The following is a 26392-nucleotide window of genomic DNA, read 5'->3' as shown; positions in this document are numbered from 1 at the left end:
GGTCGGCGGCCCCCGGCTGAACCGTCACGCGGTCTGATAGGCCCGGATCACCGTTTGGGTCACCGAGTTGCCGTCCGCGTCGCGCGCGGTGATGCGCAACGACGTGAAGCCCGGCGCGCTCGGGTGCCGGACCAGGGCGACGCCGGCGCCCGTCGCGTCGGTCACGGTCGGCGCGGTGCGCCACGTCGCGCCGTCGTCCGCCGACGACTCGACCTTCACCGCGGTGATCCGGGTCGCGGGCGTGCCCGGCTGGTGCTGGGCGAACACCCGGATCGGGAACACCCGGCCCGCGGGCGCCCGACCCTGCTCGTCCACCTCGGCCGCCGTGCGCACCACGAGCAGCGGCGCGGGTTTCGGGTCGGCCGCGCCCGCCTCGTGGAACGTCCACGTGACGTCCGCGTGCGTGCCGATGACGGACCACGGCACGGCCCGGTCGGCCTGCGCGCGCAACGTGTACACGCCGGGTGAGTCCGGGATGTCGAACACCGCGGTGCCCGCCGTCTCCCGCACGCCCAGCGACACGCCGTCCCGGGACAGCTCGGTCCGACCGGTCGCCGCGGCCGGCAGCAGGGTGAAGTGGTCGGGGTCGCCGCCGGACAGCAGGGTCAGGTCGACGGAGAACGTCCCGCCCGTCCGGAACACCCCGAAGCCCAGACCCGCCGAGCCGAACGCCGGTCCGACCGGCGCGCGGTTCCAGTTCGTCCGGTACCGGCCCGGTCGGTAGGTCCGGTAGGACACGCTGTTCTCCACGTCGGAGGCGTCCGGCGGGAACATCGCGGTCAGGTGCTGCCACGTCGTGTCGGCCGCCGCGGTGTAGAACTCGGTGCGCCTGCTCGGGATCGTGATCGGGTAGGCCTGGTAGATCCCGCTGTTCGCGCCCGGCGAGTCGATCAGCGCGTAGTCGCCGCGTAACCCCAGGGTCGGCGCGCCCTGGGCGTAGTAGCGGGCGTCGACCCGCGCCAGGTCGCGGTCACGCGCGGTGAACCGGCCGGTCGGGATGCCGCCCCGGTTGACGAAGGCCAGGTGGTAGACGGTGTCCGGCGCGGTCAGCGTGGCCCGGTAGACCAGCGAGAACACGTGGTCGGTGACCTGGCGCCCGGAGGGCACGAGGTAGACGTGCTGGTCCGGCTGGGAGAACCAGCCCAGCGGCGAGGTCCGGTCACCCTTCGCGTCGCCCGACACCAGCAGCAGTTCGCCCAGCAGGAACCGGGCGTCGGTCCGGTCGACCCGCGTGGTGAGCGGCAGCCCGCCGGTGGCGTCCAGCGTCACGGCCGTCGCGCCGCCGACGGTCACCTCCGGCCGGGCCAGCAGCGTCACGTCGCCCTGGTCGGACAGCTCGACCGCGGTGAAGTCGTAGCGCCCCTTGGGCAACCGTGCGAGACCCGTGCCGTCCGCGACCCGCACGCCGACGGCCGCGCCGGTCGCGTTGTCGACCGCCTTGACCACCGCGGACGCGGACTTCCCGGTGCGGCCCTTGACGGTCACCCGCACGTCGTAGCTCTCGGCCTCCAGCACGGCGGTCAGCGCGGTGCGCACCACCACGCCGTCGGCGGTCGCGGTGAGCCGACCGCCGTGCCGTCCCGCCGGCTGTCCCACCGGGTTCGCCGACACGGTCACCTGCGCGGTGCCGTGCACCGGCACGACGACCTCGCGCGCGGACGCGGTGAACAGCGCGGAGTCCGTGGCCAGCGCCAGGGTCACCGGCCGGTCGCCGTCGTTGCGGTAGGTCACGGGCTTGGCCGCGACCGGGGCGTACGGCCAGGTGACGAACCCGAAGCCGAGGCCGGCGCCGAGCGCGGCCACCGGTTGCGCGACGGCGCGGGCGGCGTCCACCCGGCCCGCGCCCTGCTCGAACACGTCCGCGGTGGGCTTCGCGGTGCTCACCAGCGCGGGCTTGAGCCGGTCGGCGGCCCAGCCGGGTTGCCGCTGCGCCACCAGGGCCGCCGCGCCCGCGACGTGCGGCGCGGCCATCGAGGTGCCGGACAGGGCGGCGTAGTGGTCGTCCACCGGCGCGGTGTCGCCGGCGGGGGTGCCGACGACCCGGGCGGAGACGATGTCGCTGCCGGGCGCGGCGAGGTCCGGTTTGACCGCGTAGTCGCGCAACCGGGGTCGGCGCGGCGAGAACGGGCTGGTGGTGTCCTGCTTCGTCACGCTGCCGACGGCCAGCGCCGCGTCGGCCGCCGCCGGCGAGGTGACCGAGGCCAGCGGGTCCGGCCCGTCCAGCGCGCGGTCGTTGCCCGCCGCCACCACGAACAGGGTGCCGTAGCGGGCGGTGAGACCGTTCAGGGCGCGCGAAACCGGGTCGGTGCCGTCGCTGTACCCGCCGCCGAGGCTGAGGTTCACCACCCTGGCCTTGGGCGCGATCCACTCCATGCCCGCGATCACCGCGGAGTCCGGGCACCCGTTGGCCGTGCACACCTTGCCGTCGACGAGGCTCGCGTCCGGCGCGACTCCCCGGTACTTCCCGCCGGAGGCCGCACCGGTGCCGGCGATGATGCCCGCGACGTGCGTGCCGTGGCCGACGAGGTCGGCGGGCCCGGTGCCGGTGAAGTCGGCGCGCTCCAGCACCTTGCCCGCCAGGTCCGGGTGGTGGTCGTCCACGCCGGTGTCCAGCACGCCCACCGTGACACCCGCGCCGGTCGCGCCGGCCCGCCACGCCTCGGGCGCGCCGATCTGCGGCACGCTGACGTCCAGCGTCGGCCGGGCCACCCCGTCCAGCCAGACCGACGCCCGGGAAGTCGTGAACCAGCCCCAGAAACCGGCGCCCGGCCGCAGTGCCGCGCCGTCCACGCTGCGCAGCGGCCGCACGTCGGTGGCGGGCACCTCGGCCGGCGTGGCGTCGGTGACGATCACCGGCGTCGGCGCGTCCGGACGCAGCTTCGTCACGTCGAACAGCCGGGGGTCGACCCGACCCGAGTCGACCAGCGGCAGCGCGTCCGACGGGATCACCCGGTCACCGTCGCGCAGGAACCCGACGTGCTCCCGACCGGGTCTGGGCCGCACCTCGACCGCCGTGCCGCCGTTCGGCCCCGGTAACAGCCGCAACCGGTCGCCGGTGATGAGCGTGACGGTCGCACCGCCGTCGCCCTCGGGCGTCGTCGGTGCCGCCCGGCCGGTGCCGCCGGCGACCACACCGGCCACCAGCACCGCGACCACCGCGACGCTTGTCCTTGTCCTCCACCGCATCTGCGTTCTCCATCCCACCGCGGATCCCGGGCCGACGCCCGGTCGCGCACAACGCTACGGCCGGAGGCGGTCCGCGCACCGGGGTTCGCCGCCGCGTGCCCGCAGTGCCCGCGAACCCGCGCGGGCGATGATGGGTGGTCCGGAGGCGCCTGCGCCGCGTGCCCGCAGTGCCCGCGAACCCGCGCGCGGTGATGATGGGCGGTCCGGACGCACCTGCACCGCATGCCCGCAGTGCCCGCGAACCCGCGCGTGGTGACCGCGGATGACCGGTTCGGAGCGGAGCGTGTCGCTCGGCGGTCGTGCGCGCTAGGGTCGGCGGATGGGAAGGATCGCCGTCTCCGCGCTCGTCCTGCTCGCGGCCCTCGTCGGGGTCGCCGCGCCGGCCTCCGCCGCGCCCGCCGACACCGGGCGGACGAAGCAGTGCGTGTTCACCCCCACGCCGGAGAACCCGGCCGCCAAACCGGTGCGACCGCCCAGCCCCACCGCGTCGACCAGGGGCCGGGCCACCGCCGTCCTCGTCACGAACTACGGCCCGGTGGTGATCGAACTCGACCGGGCGAACGCGTCCTGCGCCGTGCACAACTTCGCGCACCTCGTGCGCAATCTGTTCTACGACAACACCCAGTGCTTCCGGCTGACGAACTCGCCCCGGCTCGGCGTCCTCCAGTGCGGTGACGTCTACCGCGCCGAGGAGGGCGGACCCGGCTACCGGTTCGCCGACGAGGTGACCGGCGCCGAGACCTACCCGCGCGGCACGGTGGCGATGGGCAACCAGGGCCCGGGCACGAACGGCAGCGAGTTCTTCCTCGTGCACTCGCACGCGAACATCGCGCCCGTCTACAGCGTCCTGGGCCGCGTGACGCGCGGGTTGGACACGCTGGACCGGATCGTCGCGGCCGGCATCGCGGGCGACGCCCAGGACGGCCTGCCCCGGCACCCGGTGCGCGTCCTGTGGGCGTTCACGTTCTGAGGACCGGCGTCCTCAGAGGACCGGCGGGTAAACTCCCCGGGGTGAAGGGACGCATCGGGGTCTTCTACGACGGCACGTGGTTCGCGTACCTGAGCGATTTCTACGCGACCGCGCACCCGAGGGCGGCCCGGATCGCGCTCGACGGCTTCCACGACGCGCTCCGCTGGCACGTCCACACCACGACCGGCCTGCCGCTCGAGGCGTGCCCGGTGCTCGCCGCGCACTACGTCCGCGGCCGGATCGAGACCCCGGCCGCCTCGTTCGACGCGGTGCTGGCCTCGGCCGGCGTCGTGCGGCACGACCTCCCGCTGCACGGCGGCAAGGAGAAGGGCGTGGACGTCCACCTCGCGCTGGAGGTGTGGGAGAGCGCCACCACCCTGCCGCTGGAGTGGGTCGTGCTGGTCACCGGCGACGCCGACTTCGCCCCGCTGGCCTCCCGGCTGACCGCGCGCGGCGTGCGGGTCCTGGTGCCGGTGGTCGACGTGCCGTCCACGCCCGTGCCGCCCGCGTGGACACCCCGCACCGCCGCACCGCTGCGCGCCGCCGCGACCGCCACCCCCGGCTTCGACGCCCTGTTCGCCCCGACGGACCGTCCCGACTACCCGCTGCGCCGACCGTTCGTGCGGTCCGCGGAGGTCGTCGCCTCGGCACCGGGCTCGCCGCGCGGCAGGCGCCGGGGCACGGTGACCGGCTGGCGCTCCGGCCAACCGCACGGCTTCATCACCGACTCGCGCGGCGCGTCGTGGTTCACCTCGCGCGACGACCTGCCCGAGGGCCACACCATGCTCCCGACGGGCACCCCGGTGTCGTTCACCGGCTCGCCGACCCCGACACCGGGCCGCAAGTACCCGAGGGCGCACGCGATCCGCACCGAGTGATCGTGCCCGCGGGGCGCAGGTGTCCACTGTGGACTTGTGGTCAGCCGGGCACGAGTTCGAGAACCGCGGTCATCGCGATGGCCTCGTGCGCGAACCTGATCTCGTGCGTTCCCCGCCACCCGTCCTCGAACCCGATCTTCGCCACCCTGGTCTCGATCTCCTCGAACCCGTTCCACACCGAGGCGACCAGCCGGATGGTGATGTCGATCGTCTGGCCGGGGGACGTGGCGACGTCGAGCACCTGGACGGCATCGGGCCGCCACGGTCGGGCGGGTTCGACGGCGATCTCACGATTCTTCGTGCAGTCCCGGTCGAACAGCGCGACGCGACTGTCCCCGTTGCGCGCGAAACCCCACCCGCACACGTCGACGTCGTCGTCGGAGTCCACCCGGATCTCGACGAGCCGGATCCCGACCTTCCCCCGCTGCCGCTCGCACTTCCGGACCGGGTAGTCGACCGACTGACCGGCTCCGGTCGTGGTGTTGTCCTCGATGTCGGTCAGTCGGTAGAAGATCGGAGCGCCCGGCGACGACGCCGAGTAGTTCCCGCCGTCGGCGATGTAGGCCTTCACCGCGTCCAGGCCGTCGAAGGAGCGCGCGGCGTCGGCGCCGGAACCGCCGAGGATGTACCCGCTGAACCGGGTGTTGCGCAACGCGGACTCGTGCCAGGCGCCCGCGCCGCCGTCGACGGTCGTCAACCCGAAGTTCCAGCCGAGCTTGGCGTTGAGCGCCGCCGTCACCTCGTTACCGGCGTAGGTCGATTCGAACGCGATCACCGCCGTGCGGCCGTAGGCGACGGAGGACACGTAGGCGGGTGAGGCGCCCAGCAGTCGGTCGACCTCGTCGCGAGGCGCGTCGGGGGCGAAGAACCCGGCGGGTGTCGCGGGTTTGTCCACGTCGACGGTGAAGTAGGTCTGGGTGAACCTGATCAGTGCCCGGCTGCGGACCGAGGTGTCGCTCCACTTGAAGTCCACGCCGACCCGTGCCGTCCCGGCCACGCCCGCACCCGCGCCCAGGAACAGGCCGACCTGGTCGGCCTGGGTGATCTCCATGCTGTCCCAGTGCAGATCGGCGGCCGTCGCGCCGGACGTGCCGGAGCCGAGCAGGCCGGCGAGCGAATCGCGGTAGGCCGACAGGCTCGGGTTCGGCAAGGTCGCCGAATGCGTTCCGGCGAGCTGTAGCTGAGTGGAGATGGAATAGGTCAGCGGCGCGCGGGGAAGGCCCGTCGACGGCACGAACTGCCGGCTGTCCGCCGAATCGGGACGCAGGATCGAACCGGGGTAGAGCCAATCCGACGCGGGATCGAGCGTGGCGACCTTGTCCCGCGCCGCGGAACGCTGTTCGGTCGTCGTGGTGCACCGGTACTGGTCCGCGACCGCCGCGATCGGCTTTTCGGTCACGGTGCAGGCCGTCGCCGAGGCGAACACGAGAATTGCGGACAACGCGCCGATCACGGCCCTGTCGCTCACGCCGGTGAGATCGGGCGCGGAGTAGACCGCGTTACGCCGAGTGGGGTGTCCGGCGCATTCATCGTGACGGATCAATTCCGCAAAGGAATTTATTCCATTCGCGGTGGGGTCGACCGCGCGATGGCGACGTCGACCCCACCGGGAACGGGCACGTCGGTCGTCCGTCCACAACGGACGGACGACCTCGTCACGGCGGCAGCGGGGCGGTCACCCGGCCAGGGCGGGCGACGAGGGCGTAGGCGAGCCAGGAGGCGATGCGGGCTCCGAAGATGCCGCACGTCATGGCGACCGCGCCGGTGCCGCCCAGGGACGCCAGGGGTGCGAACACCGCGCCGAACAGGAAGCCCGTGCTGCCGAACAGGGCCGCGGCGGTGCCGGCGTTCGCCGGGTGGCGTTCCAGGGCCAGCGCGGTGGCGTTGGGGGAGGCCAGGCCGCCGCTCATGATGGTCAGGAACAGGATCGGCAGGAAGACCGCCAGCGGTGCGTGCAGCAGGGCGGCGACGGTGGCGACGGCACTCGCGCCGACCGCCACCAGCGACTCCGCGACGAGCAGCTGCTCCGGGGTGAAGCGGCGCAGCAGCAACGAGTTGAGCCAGCCTCCCAGGACCAGGCCCACCGAGTTCACCGCGAAGATCAGCGAGAACACCTGCGGGCTGACGCCGTAGCCGCCCTCCAGGACGAACGCGCTGATCGAGATGTAGACGAACAGCGCGATGCTGCCGATGCTCGTGCCGAGCGTGCAGCCGACGAACATCCGGTCCCGCACCACCGCCGCGTACCCGGCGCGCGCCCGGCGCAGGCCGCCCGCGTGCCGCAGACCCGGCACCAGCGTTTCCGGCAGCGCCACCACCGCGATCAGCAGCAGCGCCGAGATCGCGGCCAGCACGACGAACAGCCCGCGCCAGTCGGTGACGTAGAGCAGCTGCCCGCCGAGCACCGGCGCGACGATCGGCGCGGACCCGCCGACGAGCATCAGCAGCGACAGGATCCGCGCCATCCGGCGACCCTCGTAGAGGTCCCGGACCATCGCCTCGACCACGACCATGCCCGCCGACCCGGCCAGCCCCTGCACCAGCCGCAGCAGGACCAGCGTCGTGATCGACGGCGCGGTGGCGCACAGCAGTGACGCCACCGCGTACGTCGCCACGCCGATCAGCAGCGGCCGCTTCCGGCCGACCCGGTCGCTCAGCGGTCCGATGAACAGCTGCCCCACGGCCAGTCCGACCATGCAGGCCGAGATGCTCCACTGGGCGGCGTCCTCGGACGCGTGTAACTGGCGGGCCAACGCCGGCAGCGCCGGCAGGTACAGGTCGATGGACAGCGGTCCGAAGGTCGAGAGCGCACCGAGCAGCAACAGCAGCCGGCGGGTCCGGACGACCGGTGGCGCCTCGACACCGGGTTCGCTCACGCGCGCCCGCTCATCGGCGCCGCCGGGCGAGCAGCAGCCGGGCCCGCGGGTCCACGAACGCGCGCAGACTCGTGCCCGCCAGGTTCAGCAGGAACACGAACAGCGCGATCGTCAACCCGGGGAACAGCACCATCGTCGGGTGGTCCTGGAGGTAGGTGCGCCCGTCGGCGACCATGTTCCCCCAGGTGGCGGTGGGCGGTGAGATGCCGAGCCCGAGGAAGCTCAGCGAGCCGTCGATGAGCATCGCGCCCGCCGACAGCAGCACGCACTGCACGACCGCCAGCGGCAGCGTGTTCGGCAGCACGTGCACGGCCAGGATCTTCCACGGGCCCATCCCGGACACCCGCGCCGCGTTCACGTACGGGCGGGCGGCCAGGCCGAGCACGCGGCTGCGGATGATCCGCGCCGTGTACGGGGTGAAGATGATGGTGACGGCGAGCAGTTCGCTCGCCATGCCCGGTCCGACGACGACCGCGAACACGATCGCCAGGATGATCGACGGGAACGCCATCCACGCGTCCACGATCCGCATGATCACCGTGCCGGCCTTGGTGAAGAACCCCGCGACCAGCCCGATGAACGTGCCGAGCGTGGCGGCGCACGCGGTGATCAGCAGCGTCATCCCGATGGACACCCGGCCGGCGGACGCCCAGCGGGCGAACAGGTCCCGGCCGTACTTGTCGGTGCCCATGGGGTGCTCGCCCGACGGCGGCAGCAGCCGGTTCGCCGGGTCGGGCGCGTTCGGGTCGGGCAGGAGCAACGGCAGCACGAGGACCAGCAGCGTGATGCCGACGAGCAGCCCGCCCGCGACCACCAGGGTCGCGTTGCGGCGGACGAACGAGCGGGACCGGGACGTGGCCGGTGCGACCACGTCCCCGACGGGCACGGCCGTCATGACACCCTCACCTTCGGGTCGATCAGCGCGTACGCGAGGTCGACGAGCAGGTTCACCACGACGAACAGGAACGCGACGAACATGACCCCGCCCTGGATGAGCGGGAAGTCGCGGGCGTAGACGGCGCCGAGCAGCATGGTGCCGAGACCCGGGATGACGAAGATGCTCTCGATCACCACGACGCCGCCGATCAGCGAGGCGAAGTTCAACCCCACCGTGGTGAGCACCGGCAGCATCGAGTTGGGCAGCACGTGCCGCAGCATGATCCGCCGCTCGCCGACGCCCTTGGCCCGCGCGGTGCGCAGGTAGAGCTGCGACAGCTCGCCCAGCACGCTCTCCTCCATGGTGATGGTGAGGAACGCGGTCTGGCCGATCACGAGGACCGTCAACGGCAGCGCCAACTGGCTGATCGCGGTGACCGGGTCCTCGAACAGCGGCGTGTAGCCGCTGGTCGGGAACCACCCGAGGGTCAGCGCGAACAGGTAGACCGCCAGCAGCGCCAACCAGAACTCCGGCAGCGCGAGCCCGAACTGGGCGGCCCGGTTGACGAACCGGGCCACCCGGTTGTGCGGCGACACGGTGGCCCAGGTGACGATCAGCACGGTCAGCAGGAAGCTGATGACCGTGCCGAGCACCGCCAGGGTCAGCGTCGGCGCGATGTGGTCGAGGATCATCTGCGGCACCGGCAGCTGGTACTTGATCGACGTGCCGAAGTCGCCCGTCAGCACGTTTCCCAGCCAGTGCAGGTACTGCTCGGGCAGCGGCCCGGTCAGCCCGAGATCCCGGCGGAGCCGTTCGAGTTGCTCCGGGTCGGCCTTGGTGCCGAGCAGCACCTGGGCCGGGTCGCCCGGAATGGACCGCAGGAGGAAGAACAGCACGGTGCCGACCACGAACAGCACGATGACGAGATCGCGCAACCGGCGGAGTACGACCGCTGCCACCGGGGTTACCCCGCCAGCCAGACGTCGGCGAACTCCATGCCCCAACCGCTGTAACCCTTGACCTTCGCGCTGTAGGCCACATAGGACCGACCGTTGTACAGCGTGATGGTGGGCAGGTTCTGCGCGGTGAACTCCTGGATCTTGTCGATCGCCTTGCTCTGGTCCTCCGGCGTGGTCGCCGAGTTGTACGCGGTGAGCAGCGGCGCGAGCTGGTCCCTGGGGTAGCCCATGTTGTCCAGACCCTGCACGTTGTCGCTGTAGGACGGAACCGGCGGGTTCGCGTCGTCCATCAGGGCCAGCACGTCCCAGCTGTTCGGCTCGTTGTTCTTGCGGCCGATCAGCGTCGCGAAGTCGTAGCTGTCGATGGTCGCCGTGATGCCGATCTTCTGGAGCTCGCTCTGCACCAGCACCAGCGCGTCCTTGAACTGCGGGAACTCGTCGGTCGTGATCATCCGCACGCTCTGCCCGGCGGTGAGGCCGGCGGCCGCGAACAGCTCCTTGGCGCGCTGCGGGTCGTGCTTGGACCACGTGGCCTTGCCCGCTTCGGAGTACATGGCCTTGTTCGTCTCCGCGGCGAACGCGCCGTTGTTCGGCGACACCAGGTCCGGCACGCCCTGCGAGGCCATGATCGCGGACTTGTCCACGATCAGGTTCATCGCCTCGCGCGCCTCGGGCTTGGCGAAGATCGACCCGGAGTTGTGGTTGAGCGCGAGGTACTGGATGTTCGCGGTGCCCTCGAGGCCGACCTTCAGCGTGTCGTTCCGCTTGACCTGGTCGTACTGGTCGTTGGACGCCTCGGCCACGTCGATGATCCCGGTCTGGAGACCGTTGAGCACCGCGTCGGAGTCGGCGACGACCTTGAACGTGATCGTGTCCAGGTAGGCGTTCTTCTTGCCGGAGTAGCCGCTCGACTCGCCGCTGGGCGGCTGGTACTTGTCGTTGCGCTCCAGCACGACCTCCTGGCCCGGCGTCCAGGACTTCACCTTGTACGGGCCGGTGCCGATCGCCTTGTCGCGGGGGATGCCGGTGGGTCCGGCGGCGGCGATGTCGGCTTCCCGGCGGATGCCGCTGCCGTGGCTCGCGGCCATCAGCGCCACGAGGTTGAACGGCGCGGAGAGGGTCACCAGCACGGTGTTCTCGTCCGGCGCGGTGATGTCCTTGAGCACGGGCTTGAGGGAGCCCGCGTAGCTGCCCTTGCCCACCCAGTACTTCAGCGAGGCGACGGCGTCCGACGACTTCAGCGGAGAGCCGTCGGAGAACACGATCCCCTTGCGGAGGGTGAACGTGTAGCTCAGGCCGTCGTCGCCCTTCTTGTACGATTCGGCCAGCACGGGCTTCGGCTGGTAGTCGGCGTTGATGGTGACGAGTTGCTCGAACACCTCGTGGCCGATGTAGGTGACCCCGGCGTTGGTGTTCTGGACGGTGTCCAGCGAGGCGGGGTCCTGAGCGAGGCGGACGTTCAGGTTTCCCCCTCGCTTGGCGGGGCCGGCCTCGTCGGCGGACTGGGTCCGGGGCGTTGCACAGGCCCCCAGCACCAGCCCTATTGCGGCGAGGGCGGCGATCCTGTGCCTGGGACGTGTGGCGGTGCGCTCCATTGCGGCTCCTATTGCCTGATTCCGCAGGTCGGTGGCCGAGAACGTAATCCGGCCCACAGGGGGCGCACAGACGTCGGTGTCGGGTTTTCTGTCACTGAGGCGAAGTGGCCCCCGACCCCACCACCCACTGTGGACAGACGCGCGCCGGCACTGCACACTGCCCCGCAACCCTTGATAGTGGAGCTGTTTGGGGTACAGAATCGTCGGATCCGGGGTCGTGCCGGCCGGCGGAAGGGATGACACCCGTGTCGCTACTGGAGATCGATCGCCTCTCCGTCGGAGTCCTCTCCGACGAGGTCGCCACCGAACTGGTGCACGAACTGACGCTGAGTCTCGATTCAGGGGAAACCCTGTGCGTGGTCGGCGAGTCCGGCAGCGGCAAGACGGTCACCGTGCTCTCCGTGATCAGGCTGTTGGAATTCGTGACGTCGGTGCGCACCACCGGAGCGGTCCGGCTGGACGACGTCGACCTCACCGAGTTGAGCGCCGCGCAGATGCGCTCGTACCGCGGACGCCGGATCGGCATGGTGTTCCAGGAGGCGTTGGACTCGCTCAACCCGGCCCAGCGGATCGGCGCGCAGCTCGGAGAGGCGTTCCCCGCGCCGCCGGGCGGACGCGGCGACCACCGCGCCGAAGGCCGTGCCCGAGCGCTGGACCTGCTGAAGGAGGTGGGTTTCGCCGATCCGGAGCGGATCGCGAACCTCTACCCGCACCAGCTGTCCGGCGGCATGCAGCAGCGCGTGATGATCGCGATGGCCCTGATGGCGGGCCCGGACCTGCTGCTCGCCGACGAGCCGACCACCGCGCTGGACGTGACCACGCAGGCCGAGATCCTGCGGCTGTTCCGCACCGTGCAGCGGGAGCACCGGATGGCGTGCGTGTTCATCACGCACGACATGGGTGTCGCGGCCGAGATCGCGGACCGGATCGCGGTGCTCTACGCGGGCCGGCTGGTCGAGGTCGGACCGGCCGCGCAGGTGCTCGGCTCGCCGAAGCACCGCTACACACGGGCACTGGTCGAGTGCGTTCCGCAGATCGGCGTGCGCCGTGCCGAGGGTCTGCCGTCCATCGCGGGATCGGTTCCGGAGCCCGCGAACCAGTTCGCCGGCTGCCGGTTCGCGCCGCGCTGCGCGCACAGCTCGGACCGCTGCCGGGTGGACGAGCCGCCGCTGGTGACCGTCGACGGGGTCGAGGTCGCGTGCTGGAACCCCGGTGTCGGACCGGTCGACCTGCCGCTGGCGGAACCGGTCGCGGCACCCGCGGCGGCGGAGGCGGACGAGGACTCCGCGCCGTTGCTGGAGATCGACGGCGTGCGGCGCGCGTTCGTCACCCGCAGTGGACGTTCCGGTGGTCTGCTCGGCCTGCGCCGGCGCGAGCGGATGGCCGCGGTCGACGGGGTGAGCCTGAGCATCCGGCCGGGCGAGTTCTTCGGCCTGGTGGGCGAATCCGGTAGCGGGAAGACCACGCTCGGTCAGCTCGTCGCGGCGTTGGACCACCCCACGGAGGGCACGATCACCGTGGCGGGCCAACGGCACACGCCGCGTGGACTGGAGGGCGACGCCCGCGCGTTCCGCCGCACGGTCCAGCTGGTCTTCCAGGACCCGCAGGGTTCGCTCGACCCCCGGCACACCATCGGCCGGATCATCGCCGAGCCGCTGCGCGAGCTGACCGACCTGCGCGGCGCCGCGTTGCGTCGACGCGTGGAGACGCTCCTGGACGAGGTGGGTCTGCCGAAGTCCATCATCGACCGGATTCCGGCGCAGATCTCCGGCGGCCAGCGTCAACGCGTGGCGATCGCACGGGCCCTCGCGCCCGAGCCGCGGCTGATCATCGCCGACGAGCCGACCTCCGCGCTCGACGTGTCGGTGCAGGGCCAGGTGATGAACCTGCTGCTGGACCTGCGCCGCGAGCACGACCTCGGCTTCCTGTTCATCACCCACAACCTGAGCCTGATCCTGTCCGTCGCGGACCGGGTCGGCGTGATGAAGAACGGCAAGCTGCTGGAGGTCGGCACGCCCGAGGAGATCGCGGCCGACCCGAAGCACGAGTACACCCGGACCCTGCTGGCCGCCAACCCCGGCCTCACCCCGCCCGCCCGCGAGTCCGCGCCGCAGCCGGTCTCGCCCGAGTGACAGCAGGAAGTGGTGTAGTGCAGCCCAATCCCGTGCCCCTTCCCACCCACCGGTTCGACGACCCGCTGATCGCCGACGGACCGCCCGGTTTCGCGATCGGGTCGTTCGCCGACCTCGCGCCGTGGTCGGACGCGTCGTACCCGCACCGGCACGAGTTCTACGAGCTGGTGTGCGTGACCGGCGGGTCGGGCACCCACGTGATCGACTTCGTGCCCTACGAGGTCGCGCCGGTGACCCTGTACTTCATCGCGCCCGGCCAGGTGCAGTTCTGGGAGCGCCGGGCGCCGCTCGAGGGCCACGTGATGGTCTTCGTGGAGGAGTTCCTGGTGCCGCAGTACGGCGACCGGGTGTCGCCGCGGCAGTCCCTCGCGCTCGACCCGCTCGGCACCGGCCACGCGCTGCACCTGGACCCGGACCAGGTCGGCCCGGTCACCGAGCTGATCACCGCGATGGAGCGGGAGTACGGCCGCCCCGGCGGCGCGGACCTCTCGGTGTTGCAGGCCTACCTGCACATCCTGCTGGTGGAGATGCGCCGGCTGCACACCGACGCGGGCGCCCGGCGGGTGGAGGAGGACCGGGGCACCGCCCTGGCCCGCCACTACCTCCGGCTGGTCAGCGAGGAGCTGCCGCACGAGCAGACCGTGAGCGGGTACGCGAGCCGCATCGGGGTCACCTCGAAGCACCTCGCGGACGTGGTCAAGCGGACCACCGGCAAGCGACCCGCGGAGATCATCCGGGCCGCGTTGACAGTCGAGGCGAAGCGACTGCTGACGCACACGGACCTGACCGTGGCCCAGGTGTCCGAACGGCTCTCGTTCGACAACCCCTCGTACTTCGGGCGGTTCTTCAAGCGGGAGACCGGGATGAGCCCCGGCGAGTTCCGCAGGCACGCGGGCGGCGCGGATCACCTCCGTTCAGTGACACGCTCGCCGACCTGACGAGCTACCCCTACCCGGAGCGGCTGCATAGCGTCTGACCATGGACTCCTCAGTTGTGGCCATCAGGGCGCGGTTCGCCGAGCGCCGTGCCGAGCAGCTCCGTCCGTTGATCACCGAAGAGCTGGTGACCGAGTGGATCCGCGACCCGCGCGCGGTCAACCGGGAGCCGTCGAGCCTGCTGGCGCGGTTCCTCGACTCCCGACCGGCGGCCGAGCGGGTGTGCGTCTACGAGGCGACGCCGGGCGAGCGCTGGCAGCTCGCCCGGCCGCCGATCCGCCGCGGCGCGACCTACCGGCTCGCGGACCGGCGGGTGTTCGACAGCCTGGACGCGGCGCGCGAGGCGTGCCTGCGTCGGGAGCTGTTCGAGGTGTTCGGGTGGGGTGAGGCCCCGACCGACGCGGTGGACGGGCCGGAGCTGCGCCAGGACGGCCCGGTGCTGCTGGGCTACGCGGACCGGGTCAGCGCCTCGCCCGGCGAGCCGATCACGTTCATGGTCAGCGCCGAGGACGTCGCGGAGTACACCACCGAGCTGATCCGGCTCCGGCACACCGTCGACGCGCCCGACGGGCCGGGCGTGCGGGTGGAGCCGGTGCCGGACGCCTGGCTCGGCACCCACCGCGGCCACGTGCAGCGCACCAGGCTCGGCTCGCACATCGCGGTCCGCGACCCGCACGGCGTGACGGCCGGTGACGGCGGGTTCACGATCGCGGCGTACGTGTACCCGACCCACCTCACCGGCGGTCCGCAGTCGGTCGTGTCGCGGTGGAACGACGGGTCGCGCGGCTACGCGCTGGGCCTGGACGAGGAGGGCCGGCCGACCCTGTGGCTCGGCGACGGCACCCGGGACACCGCGGTCCGCCTCGACGCCCCGCTCGCGTTGCACCAGTGGCACGGCGTGGCGGCGAGCTACGACCCGGCGACCGGGCGTGCCGTCCTCGTCACCAAACCACTGGTGACCAGCGTGAACAGCCGGGTGAGCCCGATCGTGGTCGACGACCGGCCGCAGGTCGTCGAACAGCGGGTCGAGGCCGCGTTCACCCCCGCCGACCACGGCGACCTGCTCTTCGGCGCCCGCACGCCGGAGTCCGGGCACTACAACGGCAAGATCGAACGGCCGGGCCTGTGGCCGCACCCGCTGTCCCGGGCCGCGCTGCTCGCGGCCGTGTCGCGGGACCACGAGGCGCCGCTGCGCTGGGAGTTCGAACCCGGTCGGACCGCGGCCGACCTGGTGGTGCCGTGCGCCGGCCGACCGGGCCTCGACGGGCACCTGGTGAACCTGCCGGTGCGCGGCGTGACCGGGCGCCACTTCAGCGGCCGGGTGGAGCACTACGCGGCCGACCCGCACGGGTACGCCGCGATCCACTTCCACGACGACGCGCTGGCCGACGCGGACTGGACGCCCAGCCACGAGTTCACCGTGCCGGCGGACCTGCCCAGCGGCGTGTACGCGCTGCGGGTGACCGCGACCGACGGTTCGGCCGCGCAGTCCATCCCGTTCGTGGTGCGCCCGCCCCGGGGCACCGCGACCGGCGACCTCGCGCTGATGCTGCCGACCGCGACCTACCTGGCCTACTCCAACGAGCGCGGCCTCGGCTACGTGTCGGTGGTGCCGCCGGGCACCGCGTTCCTGGAGCACCGCTACGACCTCGGGCACTCGGGGTACGCGCGGCACACCGACGGCAGCGGTGTGTCGTACATCTCCTGGCGTAGACCCATCCTGACGCTGGCGCCCGGTTTCCGGATCCACCTGTCGCCGTTCCTGCTCGCGGCCGACCTCTACATCCTCGACTGGCTCACCGAACTGGGCTACTCGTTCGACGTCATCACCGACCACGACCTGCACGCCGAGGGTGTGGACCTGCTGCGCCGCTACAAGGGCGTGCTCACCGGGTCGCACCCGGAGTACGCCTCCGAGCAGATGATCGACGGCCTGGAGTCCTACGTGGACGGTGGCGGCAACCTGGCGTACCTGGGCGGCAACGGCTACTACTGGGTGGTCTCCTTCCACCCGGACCTGCCGCACGTGATGGAGCTGCGCCGCGGCGAGCTGGGCACCCGCAGCTGGCAGGCCAGGCCCGGCGAGTACCACCACGCCACGACCGGCGAGCGCGGCGGCCTCTGGTACGGCCGCAGCCGCGCGCCGCAGAAGGTGTTCGGCGTCGGCTTCTCCGCGCAGGGCGGCGGGCCGTCCGGGCACTACCGGATCGGGCCGGACAGCCACCAGGAGGAGGCGAAGCGCTTCCTGGAGAAGGTCACCGAGGTCTTCGGCGACGTCGCGCTGGACGGCGGCGGAGGCGCGGCCGGCAACGAGATCGACCGCTACGACATCGCCCTGGGCAGCCCGCCCGACGCGCTCGTGCTCGCCACCTCGGAGGGCATGGACGACGACTACCAGTTCGCCGTCGAGGAGTCGAGCGGCACGCACCCGGGCCAGGGCGCCACCGAGAACCCCGACGTGCGCTCGGACATCGTGTTCTTCCGCACCCGCGGCGGCGGCTCGGTGTTCGCCACCGGCTCGATCTCCTACAGCAGCGGCCTGTCCGCGAACGGCTACGACAACGGGCTCTCCGCCCTCACCCGCAACGTTCTCGACCAGTGGTTGGACGACAATGCCTGAATCGCTCACCGTGGACGTCCTGACCGCCATCCCCATGCGGGACGGCACCGTCCAGTACGCCGACGTGTACCGCCCGGTCGGACAGCGCTGTCCGGTCCTGGTCTTCCGCACCCCCTACGACCGCACGGGTCTCGGCATGTACGGCACGCTCGCGCTGCGCGCCGCCAAGGCCGGGTACGCCGTGGTCATGCAGGACACCCGCGGCCGCGGCGCGTCCGGTGGCACCTTCACCCCGTTCGTGCACGAGCGCGAGGACGGGTACGACACGATCGACTGGGCCGTCGCGCAACCGTGGTGCGACGGCAACGTCGGCATGTTCGGCGGCTCGTACGACGGCGTGACCCAGTGGCAGGCCGCGATGTCCGGGCACCCGGCGCTCAAGGCGATCGCGCCCAACGTCACCGCGTCGGACTACCACCACGGGTGGGTCTACCGCGGCGGCGCGTTCCAGCTCGGCTTCAGCCTCGGCTGGACGCTGTCGCTGGCCTCGCACAACGCGGCCCGCGACCCGTCGGTGCCGGCGTCGGTGTCCGAGGACCTGACCGACGCGCTGGACAAGCTCGTCGACACCACCGGGATCCTGCCGCTGGCCGACCACCCGTACCTGGACCAGGTCGCGCCGTACTACCGGGAGTGGTTGCGCCACCCCGAGAACGACGAGTACTGGCGGAAGCTGAACGTGTCGACGTCCTACCCGGACCTCACCGTCGCGGCGTTCAACATGGGCGGCTGGTACGACACGTTCCTGGGCGGCACACTGGCGAACTTCGCGGGCGTGGCCGGGCAGAGCGCGGTGGGCGACCGGCAGCGGCTGCTCGTCGGACCGTGGCCGCACGAGGGCCTGTTCCGCGGCAACCCGGTGGGGGAGTACAACTTCGGCGGCCGGTCCACCGGCGGCGCGCTCGACGTCGACGGCCTCCAGCTGCGCTGGTTCGACCGCTGGCTGCGCGGCGTCGAGATCACCGGCGCGGACCCGACCGTGCTGCTGTTCGCCATGGGGGAGAACAAGTGGCGCGAGGCCGACTCGTGGCCGCTGCCCGGCACCGAGTACCAGGACTGGCACCTGCACAGCGGTGGCCGGGCCAACACGCTGCACGGTGACGGCACGCTGTCCCGGGAGACGCCGGGCGACCAGCCGCCGGACAGCTTCGTCTACAACCCGCGCAACCCGGTGCCCACGCTCGGCGGGTCGCTGTGCTGCAACCCCGTGCACCTCCAGGGCGGCGTGTACGACCAGCGGCCGGTCGAGGCGCGCGAGGACGTGCTGGTGTACACCAGCGAGCCGCTGACCGAGCCGCTCGACGTGACCGGCCCGATCACCGTGGTGCTGCACGCCGCGACCTCCGCGGTGGACACCGACTGGACCGCCAAGCTGGTCGACGTCGGACCGTGCGGCTACGCGCGCAACATCTCCGACGGGATCGTCCGCGCCCGTTACCGCGGCGCGGTGCCCGAGCTGGTCACGCCGGGCGAGGTGGTCGAGTACCGGATCGACCTCGGTGCCACCAGCAACATCTTCAAGCCCGGCCACCGGATCCGGGTCGAGATCTCCAGCAGCAACTTCCCGCACTTCGACCGCAACCCCAACACCGGCGAGCTGCCGGGCACGTCGACCGAGCTGGTGAGCGCGTTGCAGAACGTGCACCACGCCGGCGCGCACGCGTCCCGGATCGTGCTGCCGGTCGTGCCACCGGACGCCACGCGTCCTTATCGAACGGAGAGCTGATGCCGGCACGCGAACTGGGCCGAACCGGGCTGAAGATCAGCGCGGTCGGCTTCGGCAGCTGGGTCACCGGCGGCCCCGGCGTGATGGGCTGGGGCGCGCAGTCCGACGACGAGTCGGTCGCCGCGCTGCACCGGGCCGTCGCCGGCGGCGTGAACTGGGTCGACACCGCGCCGGTGTACGGGTTCGGGCACTCGGAGGAGGTGGTCGGCCGGGCGCTGGCCGCGCTGCCCGCCGCCGACCGGCCGCTGGTGTTCACCAAGTGCGGCCTGGTGTGGGACGCGAACGGCGTCGAGTACCAGGACCTCACGCCCGAGTCGATCCGCCGCGAGTGCCACGACTCGCTGCGCCGGCTCGGCGTCGACCACATCGACCTGTACCAGATCCACGACCCGGACCCGACCGGTCCGCCGATCGAGGAGTCCTGGGGCACGTTGCTGGAGTTGGCGCAGGAGGGCAAGGTCCGGCACGTCGGGGTGTCCAACATGGACGTCGAGCAGCTGGACCGGTGCCAGGCGGTCGGGCACGTCGACACGCTCCAGCCGCCGCTGTCGCTGGTCAAGCGGGACGCGGCGGGCGACGTGATCCCGTGGTCGGCGCGCAACGGCACGGGTGTCATCGTCTACAGCCCGATGTCGGCGGGTCTGCTCTCGGGCACGTTCACCGCGCAGCGGGCCGCCGCGCTGCCGGAGGACGACTGGCGGTCGCGCAACGCCGAGTTCCGCCCACCGGCCCTGGAGCGCAACCTGGCGCTGCAAGAGGCGTTGCGGCCCATCGCGGACCGCCACGGGGTGACGGTGGGCGCGGTGGCGATCGCCTGGACCACGAGCGTGCACGGGGTGTCGGCGGCCATCGTCGGCGCGCGCACCGCGTCCCAGGTGGACGGCTGGCTGCCGGCCGCGACCCTGGAGCTGACCGCGGACGACCTGGACGAGGTGGTGACGGCGTTGCGCGCCACCGGTGCGGGCCGCGGGCCGATCCCGGCCTAGGCCGGTCACGGGAACGCCCCCGGTGCCCGGCACCGGGGGCCTTGCCCCGTGGTGGCCTTCGCGCGGGCCACCACGGGCACGAAGGAACGGGCCGGGGGTGTGCACCCGGCCCGTTCCCCTGTGTCGTGGCACGAAAAAGCGGGCCGGGCGGAGAAGGGTCGCCCGGCCCGCCGCTCTTCGGGTCAGGAGTGCTGCGGCGGCACGTTCTCGTCCGAGGCGTAGTCCGGGTTGAGGGACAGCGCGATGAACGTGAACGGCCGGTCGACGCGGTAGAAGCCGAGCGGGCAGTGGCGGGTGCCCGCCGGGATGAACACGGAGCCGGTCGTGGTGACCACGTGCCGCTCGTCCTCGATGTCCAGGTAGAGCTCCGCGCCGAGGTCGTGGATGTCGTCGGGGTTGCTCCCCATCCACATGAGCACCTCGTCGTAGGTGTGCTCGTGGTCGTTGACCCAGTGCACCTGCTCGGACGTCGGGTTGATCCAGCTGTAGGCCATGTGGACCTTGCTGAGGTCGACGTCGATGCCGCGCATCAGCCCGTACGGGTTGCCGATGTTCGCCGGACGTTCGCCACCCGCGGCGGCACCCTCGTTGACGAGGTCGTCGGCGCACTCCCGCATGTTCCGGACAAAGAGGTGATCGTACTTGCCCATGCCTCTCCTCGCTCCCTGCACGTCGAACGGCACATTCCGTTGGGGGCAATGGTCATTCGTCGGCGCCGGCGGAAAAAGGCACTCACGACCGCCGTCCTGTCACTGGCGGTCGGGCCGCGTGCGGTGATCGTCACGTCGAGCGTCGCGCTCCCCGGACGTCGAGGTGCGGTCGGACGTCGGGAGGTCCGGCCGGTCACCGCGCAGCGCGGAATTCCGCGCCCCCGGGAAAGGGGGGCACCTCGAGATGTCGCTCGGCCGCACGAACGGGCCGCGCGACCCGGGGTCGACCGCGCCGTCACACCGGTGGCCGAGCACGGCCGGCGCGGCTCGCGGTCCGCGGCCCACTCCTCGGCCGCGGTGAGCGCGTCGTCGCACCCCACCTCGGTCCGGAAGGGGTCGGCGGGCAGCAGCGTGGCGGGTCCGCTGCTCGTGGGGCGGTGATCAGGGGACCACGCCCGTTGCTAACCTCGGCCGCGACCGCACCGGAGGAGGACGTCGTGTCGGACAGCTTCATGGTCGCCGCCCGCATCCCGATGACGCGCGAGGCGTTCGAGGCGTGGCTGGACACGCCGACGCCGGACCCCGCCGCCGTGATCGCGAACCCGACCGCCGTGTTCGACGGCTGGTACTGGGACGGCCGGGCGGTCGAGGACGAGTGGGAGTCGGTGGAGACCACGACGCCCCGCGAGTACTTCGCGGACCGGGTTGGATGGGCGTGCGACGGCGAACCCGAGACGACCGTGCTGCTGCACCGCGACGGCGCGCTGGAGGCGTACCTCTTCCACCTGGGCTACGACGAGGCGGGCGTGCACACGGCGCTGGCCCTGCTCGCCGCCGCGGGCCCGCACAAGTCCGCCGACGCCGAGGACGTGGTGCTGTTCTGGGCGGAGACGAGCGGGAGCCTGTGGCGGCCCGAGGACAAGGGCTGGCTGGCCGTCCTCGCGGTGGGCCGCACCGGCGCCCGGTTCGTGGCCGACCTCGACCTGGCACCCGCGGTGGCCGCCCTGAAGCCGGTCGAGCAGCGCTTCTTCGAGCTGGTCGACCGGCTGGGCGAGGCCGAGGAGTCGTGGGACTCGGAGGGCGAGTACCGCACGGGGATCCCCCGCGAGGAGTCCTTTGTGGACCCGGCGGTGCTGCGGGCCGGGTGAGCGCCCGGTCCGCGGCTAGTTCGTCACCTGCCAGTGGCTGTTCGCGGTCGGCAGGCTGAAGGTCAGGCCGTTGCAGCCGAACGACGTGCTGGACACGCTGCCCGGCGGGGTGACCGAGGAGTTGGCCGTGGTCAGACCGCTCCACGTGCCGCCGACCTTGATCTTGATGTTGGTCGCGTGGAACTGGGTGCCGTAGGTCTCCGTGCAGTAGTGGCCCTGGCCGGTGGCGGAGTTGTAGTTGGTGTAGACCTCGAACATGTCCCAGCCGCCGCCGGGGTTGGTGAGCTTGCCCGGGTCCGCGCTGGTGAACAGGGCGTCCCAGGACGAGGTCGTGTAGTTGTACAGGTACGCGGTCCAGGAGTTGGTGGTCGCGTTGGTCTGGACGTCCTGCACCGTGTACGCCGGAACGCCCTGGAACTGGCTCGTGTAGGTGTTCACGAAGGTGGTGTCGATCCACGACACGGCGGCGAAGCCCGGTGAGGCGGCGCACCAGTCCCACGCGCCGACGCCGTTGCCGCCCTGCCAGTAGAACGTGGTGACCTCGATGCAGGTCTTGCCGCTCGGGTCCAGCGTCGGCGCGTAGACCACGTCGGGGTTGGTCGCGGACAGGTGGATGCCCGGGTTGATCGTGTGGGTGGCCTGCGCGCCGTCGGAGTTCACCGACGGGAACGAGCCCCAGACCACGTGCAGCGCGCCGGTCCACGGGGTGATGCTCGAGGTCTTGGCGCCCGGCACGGCGTGGCGCGCCTCGCCCAGCTCGCGGAACTGCTCGCCCACCAGCGGCCCGGTGGCGGCTCTGGCCGCCTCGCCGCGCAGCGCGGGCACGAGTTTCCCGCTGATCGGGGCGTCCGGCGCCGGTCCGGTGTCCACAGTGGACTCCGGGAGCGCCGCGGACGCCGTGCCGGCGGTGAACAGGGTGCCGGCGGCGAGCAGCGCGACGGCGGCCAGGCGCAGTGGTGCGCGGTGTAAGAGGGTCGACTTCACGGTTTTCCTCCCCAGGCAGGACGGACCGCACGTCGAGGAGGGCGCACGCGACGAGATTTCGCTGTCCCCCCAGGACATCGCGGCCCTGTCAGCGTCCACCCACGCGGCGTCGGGGGCTAGAGCGCAACCGGGGGTGTCGGTGGGTGGGCAAGGTCTCGTTGATTCCATGGCAGGGAAGGCGTATAAGCGGTCGGCGCGACGGGGGGTTCGTCCGCGCGGATGGAGACCTCGTCGCGGGTTCGTCGGCTTGGACGAACGTGGCCGCCGGGCGACGTCCTAGGGTCGGTCGGCGGGATTCCCGTCGTCCGCGACGGGGAACTCCGCACGTTCCCGGAAAGCCGTGGAGAGGTGAGCCGAGATGACGGCCGAGGAAATCGACCCGACGCTGCCGGCGCTGCTGGCCGACATCGAGTCCCTGGTGCGCTGCGAATCGCCCTCGACGGACCACGAGGCGGTCGCGCGCAGCGCCGAGGTGGTGGCCGCGCTCGGCGCCCGGCTGCTGGGCGCCGAGCCGGAGCGGATCGTCACCGAGGGGTGCACGCACCTGCGGTGGCGGTTCGGCGACGGCCCGTCGCGGGTGCTACTGCTCGGGCACCACGACACGGTGTGGCCGCACGGTTCGCTGGAGACGCACCCGTTCTCGGTCGAGGACGGGGTGCTGCGCGGCCCGGGGTGCTTCGACATGAAGGTGGGCGTGGTGATGGCGCTGCACGCCGCCGCCGCGCTCGACGACCGGTCCGGCCTGTCGATCCTGATCACCGGTGACGAGGAGATCGGCTCGCCGCTCTCCCGCCCGCTCATCGAGGACGAGGCGCGCGGCTGCGAGGCCGTGCTGGTGCTGGAGGCCTCGGCCGACGGCGGCGCGCTCAAAACCCGGCGCAAGGGCACCTCGCTCTACCGGGTGCGGGTCGAGGGTCGGGCCGCGCACTCCGGGCTGGAACCGGAGAAGGGGATCAACGCGGGCGTCGAGCTCGCGCACCAGATCCTCGCGCTGACCGGCTTGGCCGACCCGGAGCGGGGCACGAGCGTGGTGCCCACCGCGCTGTCCGGCGGTACCACGAGCAACACCGTGCCGGCCGCCGCGGGCGTCGCGGTCGACGTGCGGGTGTGGGACCTGGCCGAGCAGGAGCGGGTGGACCGGGAGATCCGCGCGGCGCGGCCGGTGCTGCCCGGCGCGGTGGTGCGGATCGAGGGCGGCGTCAACCGGCCGCCGCTGGACGCCGAGGCCTCGGCCGGGCTGTTCGCCCTCGCGTCGGAGCTGGCCGAGCGGCTCGGTCTCGCGCCGCTGACGGAGGCCGCCGTGGGCGGCGCGTCGGACGGAAACTTCACCGCCGGGCTGGGCGTGCCGACGCTGGACGGGCTCGGCGCGGTGGGTGGCGGCGCGCACGCCGACCACGAGCACGTGATCGTCGCCGAGGTGCCGCGCCGGACGGCGTTGCTGCACGCGCTCACCGCGGCGCTGCTGGCCGGCCGGACTCCGTCCGCCACGACGAACGAAGCGGCGAAAACTGTTGCGGGACAACGGTGACTCGCCGGTGCGGCGCGAAGAGGATGGTGCCGTGACAGATCTCGTGACCAACGTGCCAGGTCTCGTGCCGCCGACCGTGCGGGACGAGGCGAACAGGGCCGCGACCGCCGCGGCGGAGGCGTCCGGTGTGCGGGTGAGCCCGCTGACGGCGGTGCCCGACCTGGCCGCCGTGTGCGACTTGTACGAGGCGATCTGGCAACCGGGCGACGGCGGCCGGCTGGTGTCGGTGGAGCTGCTGCGGGCGATGGTCGTGGCGGGCAACTACGTCGCGGGCGCGTTCGACGGCGACCGGCTCCTCGGCGCGTGCTTCGGCTTCTTCGGCGAGCCGACCAAGGGCAGCCTGCACAGCCACATCGCCGGCGTGGCGCGGGAGGGTCTGGGGCGTGGGCTCGGGTTCGCGCTCAAGCTCCACCAGCGGGCCTGGGCGCTCGACCAGGGCGTCACCTCGATCTCCTGGACCTTCGACCCGCTGGTGCGCCGCAACGCGCACTTCAACCTCACCAAGCTCGGCGCGCTGCCCACCCGGTACCTGCCGAACTTCTACGGGCTCATGCGGGACGGCATCAACGGCGCCGGCGAGACGGACCGGCTGATGGTGACGTGGCGGATCGCGGAACCCGCCGTGCGCGCGGCGGCGCTGGGCGAGCCCGCCCGCACCGACACCGCCGCGCTGCGCGAGCGGGGCGCCGTCGTCGGCCTGTCATCCACAGTGGACGGAGGGCCGGTGTTCGGCCGGGTGGACGGACCGGTCGTGCTCGTCGCGGTGCCACCGGACATCGAGGACCTGCGCCGGACCCACCCGGCGCTCGGCGGCGAGTGGCGGCACGCCCTGCGCGAGGTGCTCGACGGCCTGATGGCCGAGGGCGGCTCGGTGGTCGGCTTCGACCGCGCCGGGTGGTACGTCGTGGCCACCGGGCCGACGTCGTGAAACTCGTCGGGGTCGAGCTGATCCGGGTCCGGATTCCCCTGGTGGCGCCGTTCCGCACGTCGTTCGGCACCCAGGAGGCCCGGGAGCTGCTGCTGCTCCGCGTCGAGACGTCGGTGGGCGAGGGCTGGGGCGAGTGCGGCGCGATCCGCGAGCCGGTCTACTCCTCGGAGCACACCGACGGCGTCGAGCAGGTGCTGCGCGACTTCCTGGTGCCGGAACTGGGTCGCGCGGGGGAGTTCACCGCGAACGCGGTCGGGCCGCTGCTGGCCCGCTTCAAGGGGCACCGGATGGCCAAGGCGGCGCTGGAGATGGCGGTGCTGGACGCCGAACTCCGCGCGCACGACCAGTCGTTCGCCTCCCTGCTCGGGTCCACGAGGGACACGGTCGCGTGCGGGGTGTCGGTCGGCATCATGGACTCGGTGCCGAGGCTGCTGGACGCGGTCGCCGGGTACCTCGACGCGGGGTACCTGCGGATCAAGCTGAAGATCCAGCCCGGCTGGGACGTCGAGCCGGTGCGCGCGGTCCGCGAGCGGTTCGGCGACGACGTGCTGCTCCAGGTCGACGCGAACACCGCGTACACCCTCGCCGACGCCCGGCACCTGGCCCGGCTCGACCCGTTCGACCTGCTGCTGATCGAACAGCCGCTGGACGAGGAGGACGTGCTCGGCCACGCGGACCTCGCCGCCCACCTGCGGACGCCGATCTGCCTGGACGAGTCGATCGTCTCGGCCCGCTCGGCGGCGGACGCGATCCGGCTCGGCGCGTGCCGGGTGGTCAACGTCAAACCCGGCCGGGTCGGCGGTTACCTGGAGGCACGACGGGTGCACGACGTGTGCGCGGCGCACGGCGTCCCGGTGTGGTGCGGCGGAATGATCGAAACCGGGTTGGGCCGGGCGGCCAACGTGGCGCTCGCCTCGCTGCCCGGGTTCACGCTGCCCGGTGACACCTCGGCCTCGGAGCGCTACTTCCGCTTCGACGTCACCGAGCCGTTCGTGCTGGAGGACGGGCACCTGCGGGTGCCGACCGGGCCGGGGCTCGGCGTGACGCCGATCCCGGAGCGGCTGGCGGAGGTCGCGACCGGACGGCTCTGGGTGCGTTCGTAGGAACGGCCCAATTCAGGGGTCGATTTTGGTCGCTTCACACCAAGAGGTTCGCTGTGACCGCCGTTACTTTCGGCGGTGTGCTGACACCGCTGCCCGCCCGGCCCCACACGAACCTGGCCCGCGTGCTCGAAGACCTCGGTGACGTGCTGCTGGAGCCGATCGCGGGAGTCCGCAGCACCCGGCAGCGGTTGGGCGGGGTGGTGATCCACGACCCGCGCGACACCTCGGAGTTCCCGGCGCACGCGGTGGTGCTGGGCGTGGGCGTGCAGGAGCCGGACAGCGTCGTCCGGCTCCTGCACGGACTCGGCGCG

General features: G+C 72.2%; 19 protein-coding genes and 1 pseudogene. 12 read left to right on the top strand and 8 right to left on the bottom strand.

The window, feature by feature from the left end; genetic code table 11:
* Positions 1–24: 24 nt before the first annotated feature.
* The gene (locus AB0G50_RS30700) at positions 25–3186 is read right to left on the bottom strand and encodes a S8 family serine peptidase (RefSeq protein WP_360115566.1); all 3162 of its coding nucleotides are present in this window, start codon (positions 3184–3186) and stop codon (positions 25–27) included.
* Positions 3187–3505: 319 nt separating this feature from the next.
* On the opposite strand from AB0G50_RS30700, the gene AB0G50_RS30695 reads away from it, so the two are divergent.
* Positions 3506–4156: a peptidylprolyl isomerase gene (locus tag AB0G50_RS30695; RefSeq protein ID WP_360115563.1), complete on the top strand. Its 651-nt coding sequence runs from the start codon at positions 3506–3508 to the stop codon at positions 4154–4156.
* A 41-nt stretch (positions 4157–4197) separates the two neighbouring features.
* Entirely contained in the window at positions 4198–5034 is an 837-nt protein-coding gene (locus AB0G50_RS30690) for an NYN domain-containing protein (RefSeq protein ID WP_360115560.1), read from the top strand.
* A 40-nt stretch (positions 5035–5074) separates the two neighbouring features.
* On the opposite strand, the gene AB0G50_RS30685 is transcribed toward AB0G50_RS30690, so the two are convergent.
* From AB0G50_RS30685 to AB0G50_RS30665, 5 genes are all read right to left on the bottom strand, one after another.
* Entirely contained in the window at positions 5075–6502 is a 1428-nt protein-coding gene (locus tag AB0G50_RS30685; protein WP_360115557.1) for a thiol-activated cytolysin family protein, read from the bottom strand.
* Positions 6503–6689: 187 nt separating this feature from the next.
* Positions 6690–7910, bottom strand: coding sequence for a multidrug effflux MFS transporter (locus tag AB0G50_RS30680; RefSeq protein ID WP_360115554.1), 1221 nt, complete (start codon positions 7908–7910; stop codon positions 6690–6692).
* A gap of 10 nt (positions 7911–7920) precedes the next feature.
* A complete protein-coding gene (locus AB0G50_RS30675; protein ID WP_360115551.1) occupies positions 7921–8805 on the bottom strand; it encodes an ABC transporter permease in 885 nt (294 codons plus the stop codon).
* The gene (locus AB0G50_RS30670) at positions 8802–9746 is read right to left on the bottom strand and encodes an ABC transporter permease (protein WP_360115549.1); all 945 of its coding nucleotides are present in this window, start codon (positions 9744–9746) and stop codon (positions 8802–8804) included. The genes AB0G50_RS30675 and AB0G50_RS30670 overlap by 4 nt, the downstream gene beginning before the upstream one ends.
* 5 nt (positions 9747–9751) lie before the next feature.
* On the bottom strand, positions 9752–11341 hold the full coding sequence (locus AB0G50_RS30665; protein WP_360115546.1) for an ABC transporter substrate-binding protein: 1590 nt from the start codon (positions 11339–11341) through the stop codon (positions 9752–9754).
* Between the two features lie 245 nt (positions 11342–11586).
* Here AB0G50_RS30665 and AB0G50_RS30660 point away from each other — a divergent pair, with 245 nt between their 5' ends.
* Genes AB0G50_RS30660 through AB0G50_RS30640 form a run of 5 tightly spaced genes read left to right on the top strand, consistent with a single transcriptional unit; the run spans position 11587 to position 19740 of the window.
* Positions 11587–13473: an ABC transporter ATP-binding protein gene (locus AB0G50_RS30660; protein ID WP_360115544.1), complete on the top strand. Its 1887-nt coding sequence runs from the start codon at positions 11587–11589 to the stop codon at positions 13471–13473.
* A gap of 32 nt (positions 13474–13505) precedes the next feature.
* Positions 13506–14411: a helix-turn-helix transcriptional regulator gene (locus AB0G50_RS30655; RefSeq protein WP_360115541.1), complete on the top strand. Its 906-nt coding sequence runs from the start codon at positions 13506–13508 to the stop codon at positions 14409–14411.
* A gap of 40 nt (positions 14412–14451) precedes the next feature.
* A complete protein-coding gene (locus tag AB0G50_RS30650; RefSeq protein ID WP_360115538.1) occupies positions 14452–17028 on the top strand; it encodes a N,N-dimethylformamidase beta subunit family domain-containing protein in 2577 nt (858 codons plus the stop codon).
* On the top strand, positions 17021–18754 hold the full coding sequence (locus AB0G50_RS30645; protein ID WP_360115535.1) for a CocE/NonD family hydrolase: 1734 nt from the start codon (positions 17021–17023) through the stop codon (positions 18752–18754). Before AB0G50_RS30650 ends, AB0G50_RS30645 begins: the two co-directional genes overlap by 8 nt.
* Complete coding sequence (locus AB0G50_RS30640; protein ID WP_360115532.1) at positions 18754–19740, top strand: aldo/keto reductase; 987 nt, start codon at positions 18754–18756, stop codon at positions 19738–19740. Before AB0G50_RS30645 ends, AB0G50_RS30640 begins: the two co-directional genes overlap by 1 nt.
* 182 nt (positions 19741–19922) lie before the next feature.
* On the opposite strand, the gene AB0G50_RS30635 is transcribed toward AB0G50_RS30640, so the two are convergent.
* The gene (locus tag AB0G50_RS30635; RefSeq protein ID WP_360115529.1) at positions 19923–20390 is read right to left on the bottom strand and encodes a hypothetical protein; all 468 of its coding nucleotides are present in this window, start codon (positions 20388–20390) and stop codon (positions 19923–19925) included.
* A 497-nt stretch (positions 20391–20887) separates the two neighbouring features.
* Between AB0G50_RS30635 and AB0G50_RS30630 the strand changes: the two genes are divergently transcribed.
* Positions 20888–21538 carry a hypothetical protein gene (locus AB0G50_RS30630; protein WP_360115526.1) on the top strand — a complete coding sequence of 217 codons (651 nt, stop codon included), beginning with the start codon at positions 20888–20890 and terminating at the stop codon, positions 21536–21538.
* Positions 21539–21553: 15 nt separating this feature from the next.
* On the opposite strand, the gene AB0G50_RS30625 is transcribed toward AB0G50_RS30630, so the two are convergent.
* Positions 21554–22522 (bottom strand): carbohydrate-binding protein, encoded by a 969-nt coding sequence (locus AB0G50_RS30625; RefSeq protein WP_360115523.1) that lies wholly within the window; start codon positions 22520–22522, stop codon positions 21554–21556.
* Positions 22523–22880: 358 nt separating this feature from the next.
* Between AB0G50_RS30625 and AB0G50_RS30620 the strand changes: the two genes are divergently transcribed.
* From AB0G50_RS30620 to AB0G50_RS30605, 4 genes and pseudogenes are all read left to right on the top strand, one after another.
* Positions 22881–24050 carry a M20 family metallopeptidase gene (locus tag AB0G50_RS30620; RefSeq protein ID WP_360115520.1) on the top strand — a complete coding sequence of 390 codons (1170 nt, stop codon included), beginning with the start codon at positions 22881–22883 and terminating at the stop codon, positions 24048–24050.
* Between the two features lie 31 nt (positions 24051–24081).
* Entirely contained in the window at positions 24082–24978 is an 897-nt protein-coding gene (locus AB0G50_RS30615) for a GNAT family N-acetyltransferase (RefSeq protein ID WP_360115517.1), read from the top strand.
* A complete protein-coding gene (menC, locus tag AB0G50_RS30610; RefSeq protein WP_360115514.1) occupies positions 24975–26081 on the top strand; it encodes an o-succinylbenzoate synthase in 1107 nt (368 codons plus the stop codon). The genes AB0G50_RS30615 and menC overlap by 4 nt, the downstream gene beginning before the upstream one ends.
* A 77-nt stretch (positions 26082–26158) precedes the next feature.
* Positions 26159–26392 (top strand): annotated as a pseudogene (locus AB0G50_RS30605) (PucR family transcriptional regulator); the annotation flags it as partial.

Source organism: Actinosynnema sp. NPDC020468, from assembly GCF_040642015.1.
In the GTDB taxonomy this organism is placed as follows: domain Bacteria; phylum Actinomycetota; class Actinomycetes; order Mycobacteriales; family Pseudonocardiaceae; genus Actinosynnema.
Note: the sequence above shows the minus strand (reverse complement) of the source record. Positions and strands in the feature narration are given on the sequence as shown.

Excerpts from the sequence above, each read along its gene's own strand:
- AB0G50_RS30620 (WP_360115520.1), top strand. The coding sequence starts at position 22,881 with ATGACGGCCGAGGAAATCGACCCGACGCTGCCGGCGCTGCTGGCCGAC.
- AB0G50_RS30700 (WP_360115566.1), bottom strand. The coding sequence starts at position 3,186 with ATGCGGTGGAGGACAAGGACAAGCGTCGCGGTGGTCGCGGTGCTGGTG.
- AB0G50_RS30665 (WP_360115546.1), bottom strand. The coding sequence starts at position 11,341 with ATGGAGCGCACCGCCACACGTCCCAGGCACAGGATCGCCGCCCTCGCC.
- AB0G50_RS30650 (WP_360115538.1), top strand. The coding sequence starts at position 14,452 with ATGGACTCCTCAGTTGTGGCCATCAGGGCGCGGTTCGCCGAGCGCCGT.
- AB0G50_RS30640 (WP_360115532.1), top strand. The coding sequence starts at position 18,754 with ATGCCGGCACGCGAACTGGGCCGAACCGGGCTGAAGATCAGCGCGGTC.
- AB0G50_RS30645 (WP_360115535.1), top strand. The coding sequence starts at position 17,021 with ATGCCTGAATCGCTCACCGTGGACGTCCTGACCGCCATCCCCATGCGG.
- AB0G50_RS30695 (WP_360115563.1), top strand. The coding sequence starts at position 3,506 with ATGGGAAGGATCGCCGTCTCCGCGCTCGTCCTGCTCGCGGCCCTCGTC.
- AB0G50_RS30675 (WP_360115551.1), bottom strand. The coding sequence starts at position 8,805 with ATGACGGCCGTGCCCGTCGGGGACGTGGTCGCACCGGCCACGTCCCGG.
- AB0G50_RS30635 (WP_360115529.1), bottom strand. The coding sequence starts at position 20,390 with ATGGGCAAGTACGATCACCTCTTTGTCCGGAACATGCGGGAGTGCGCC.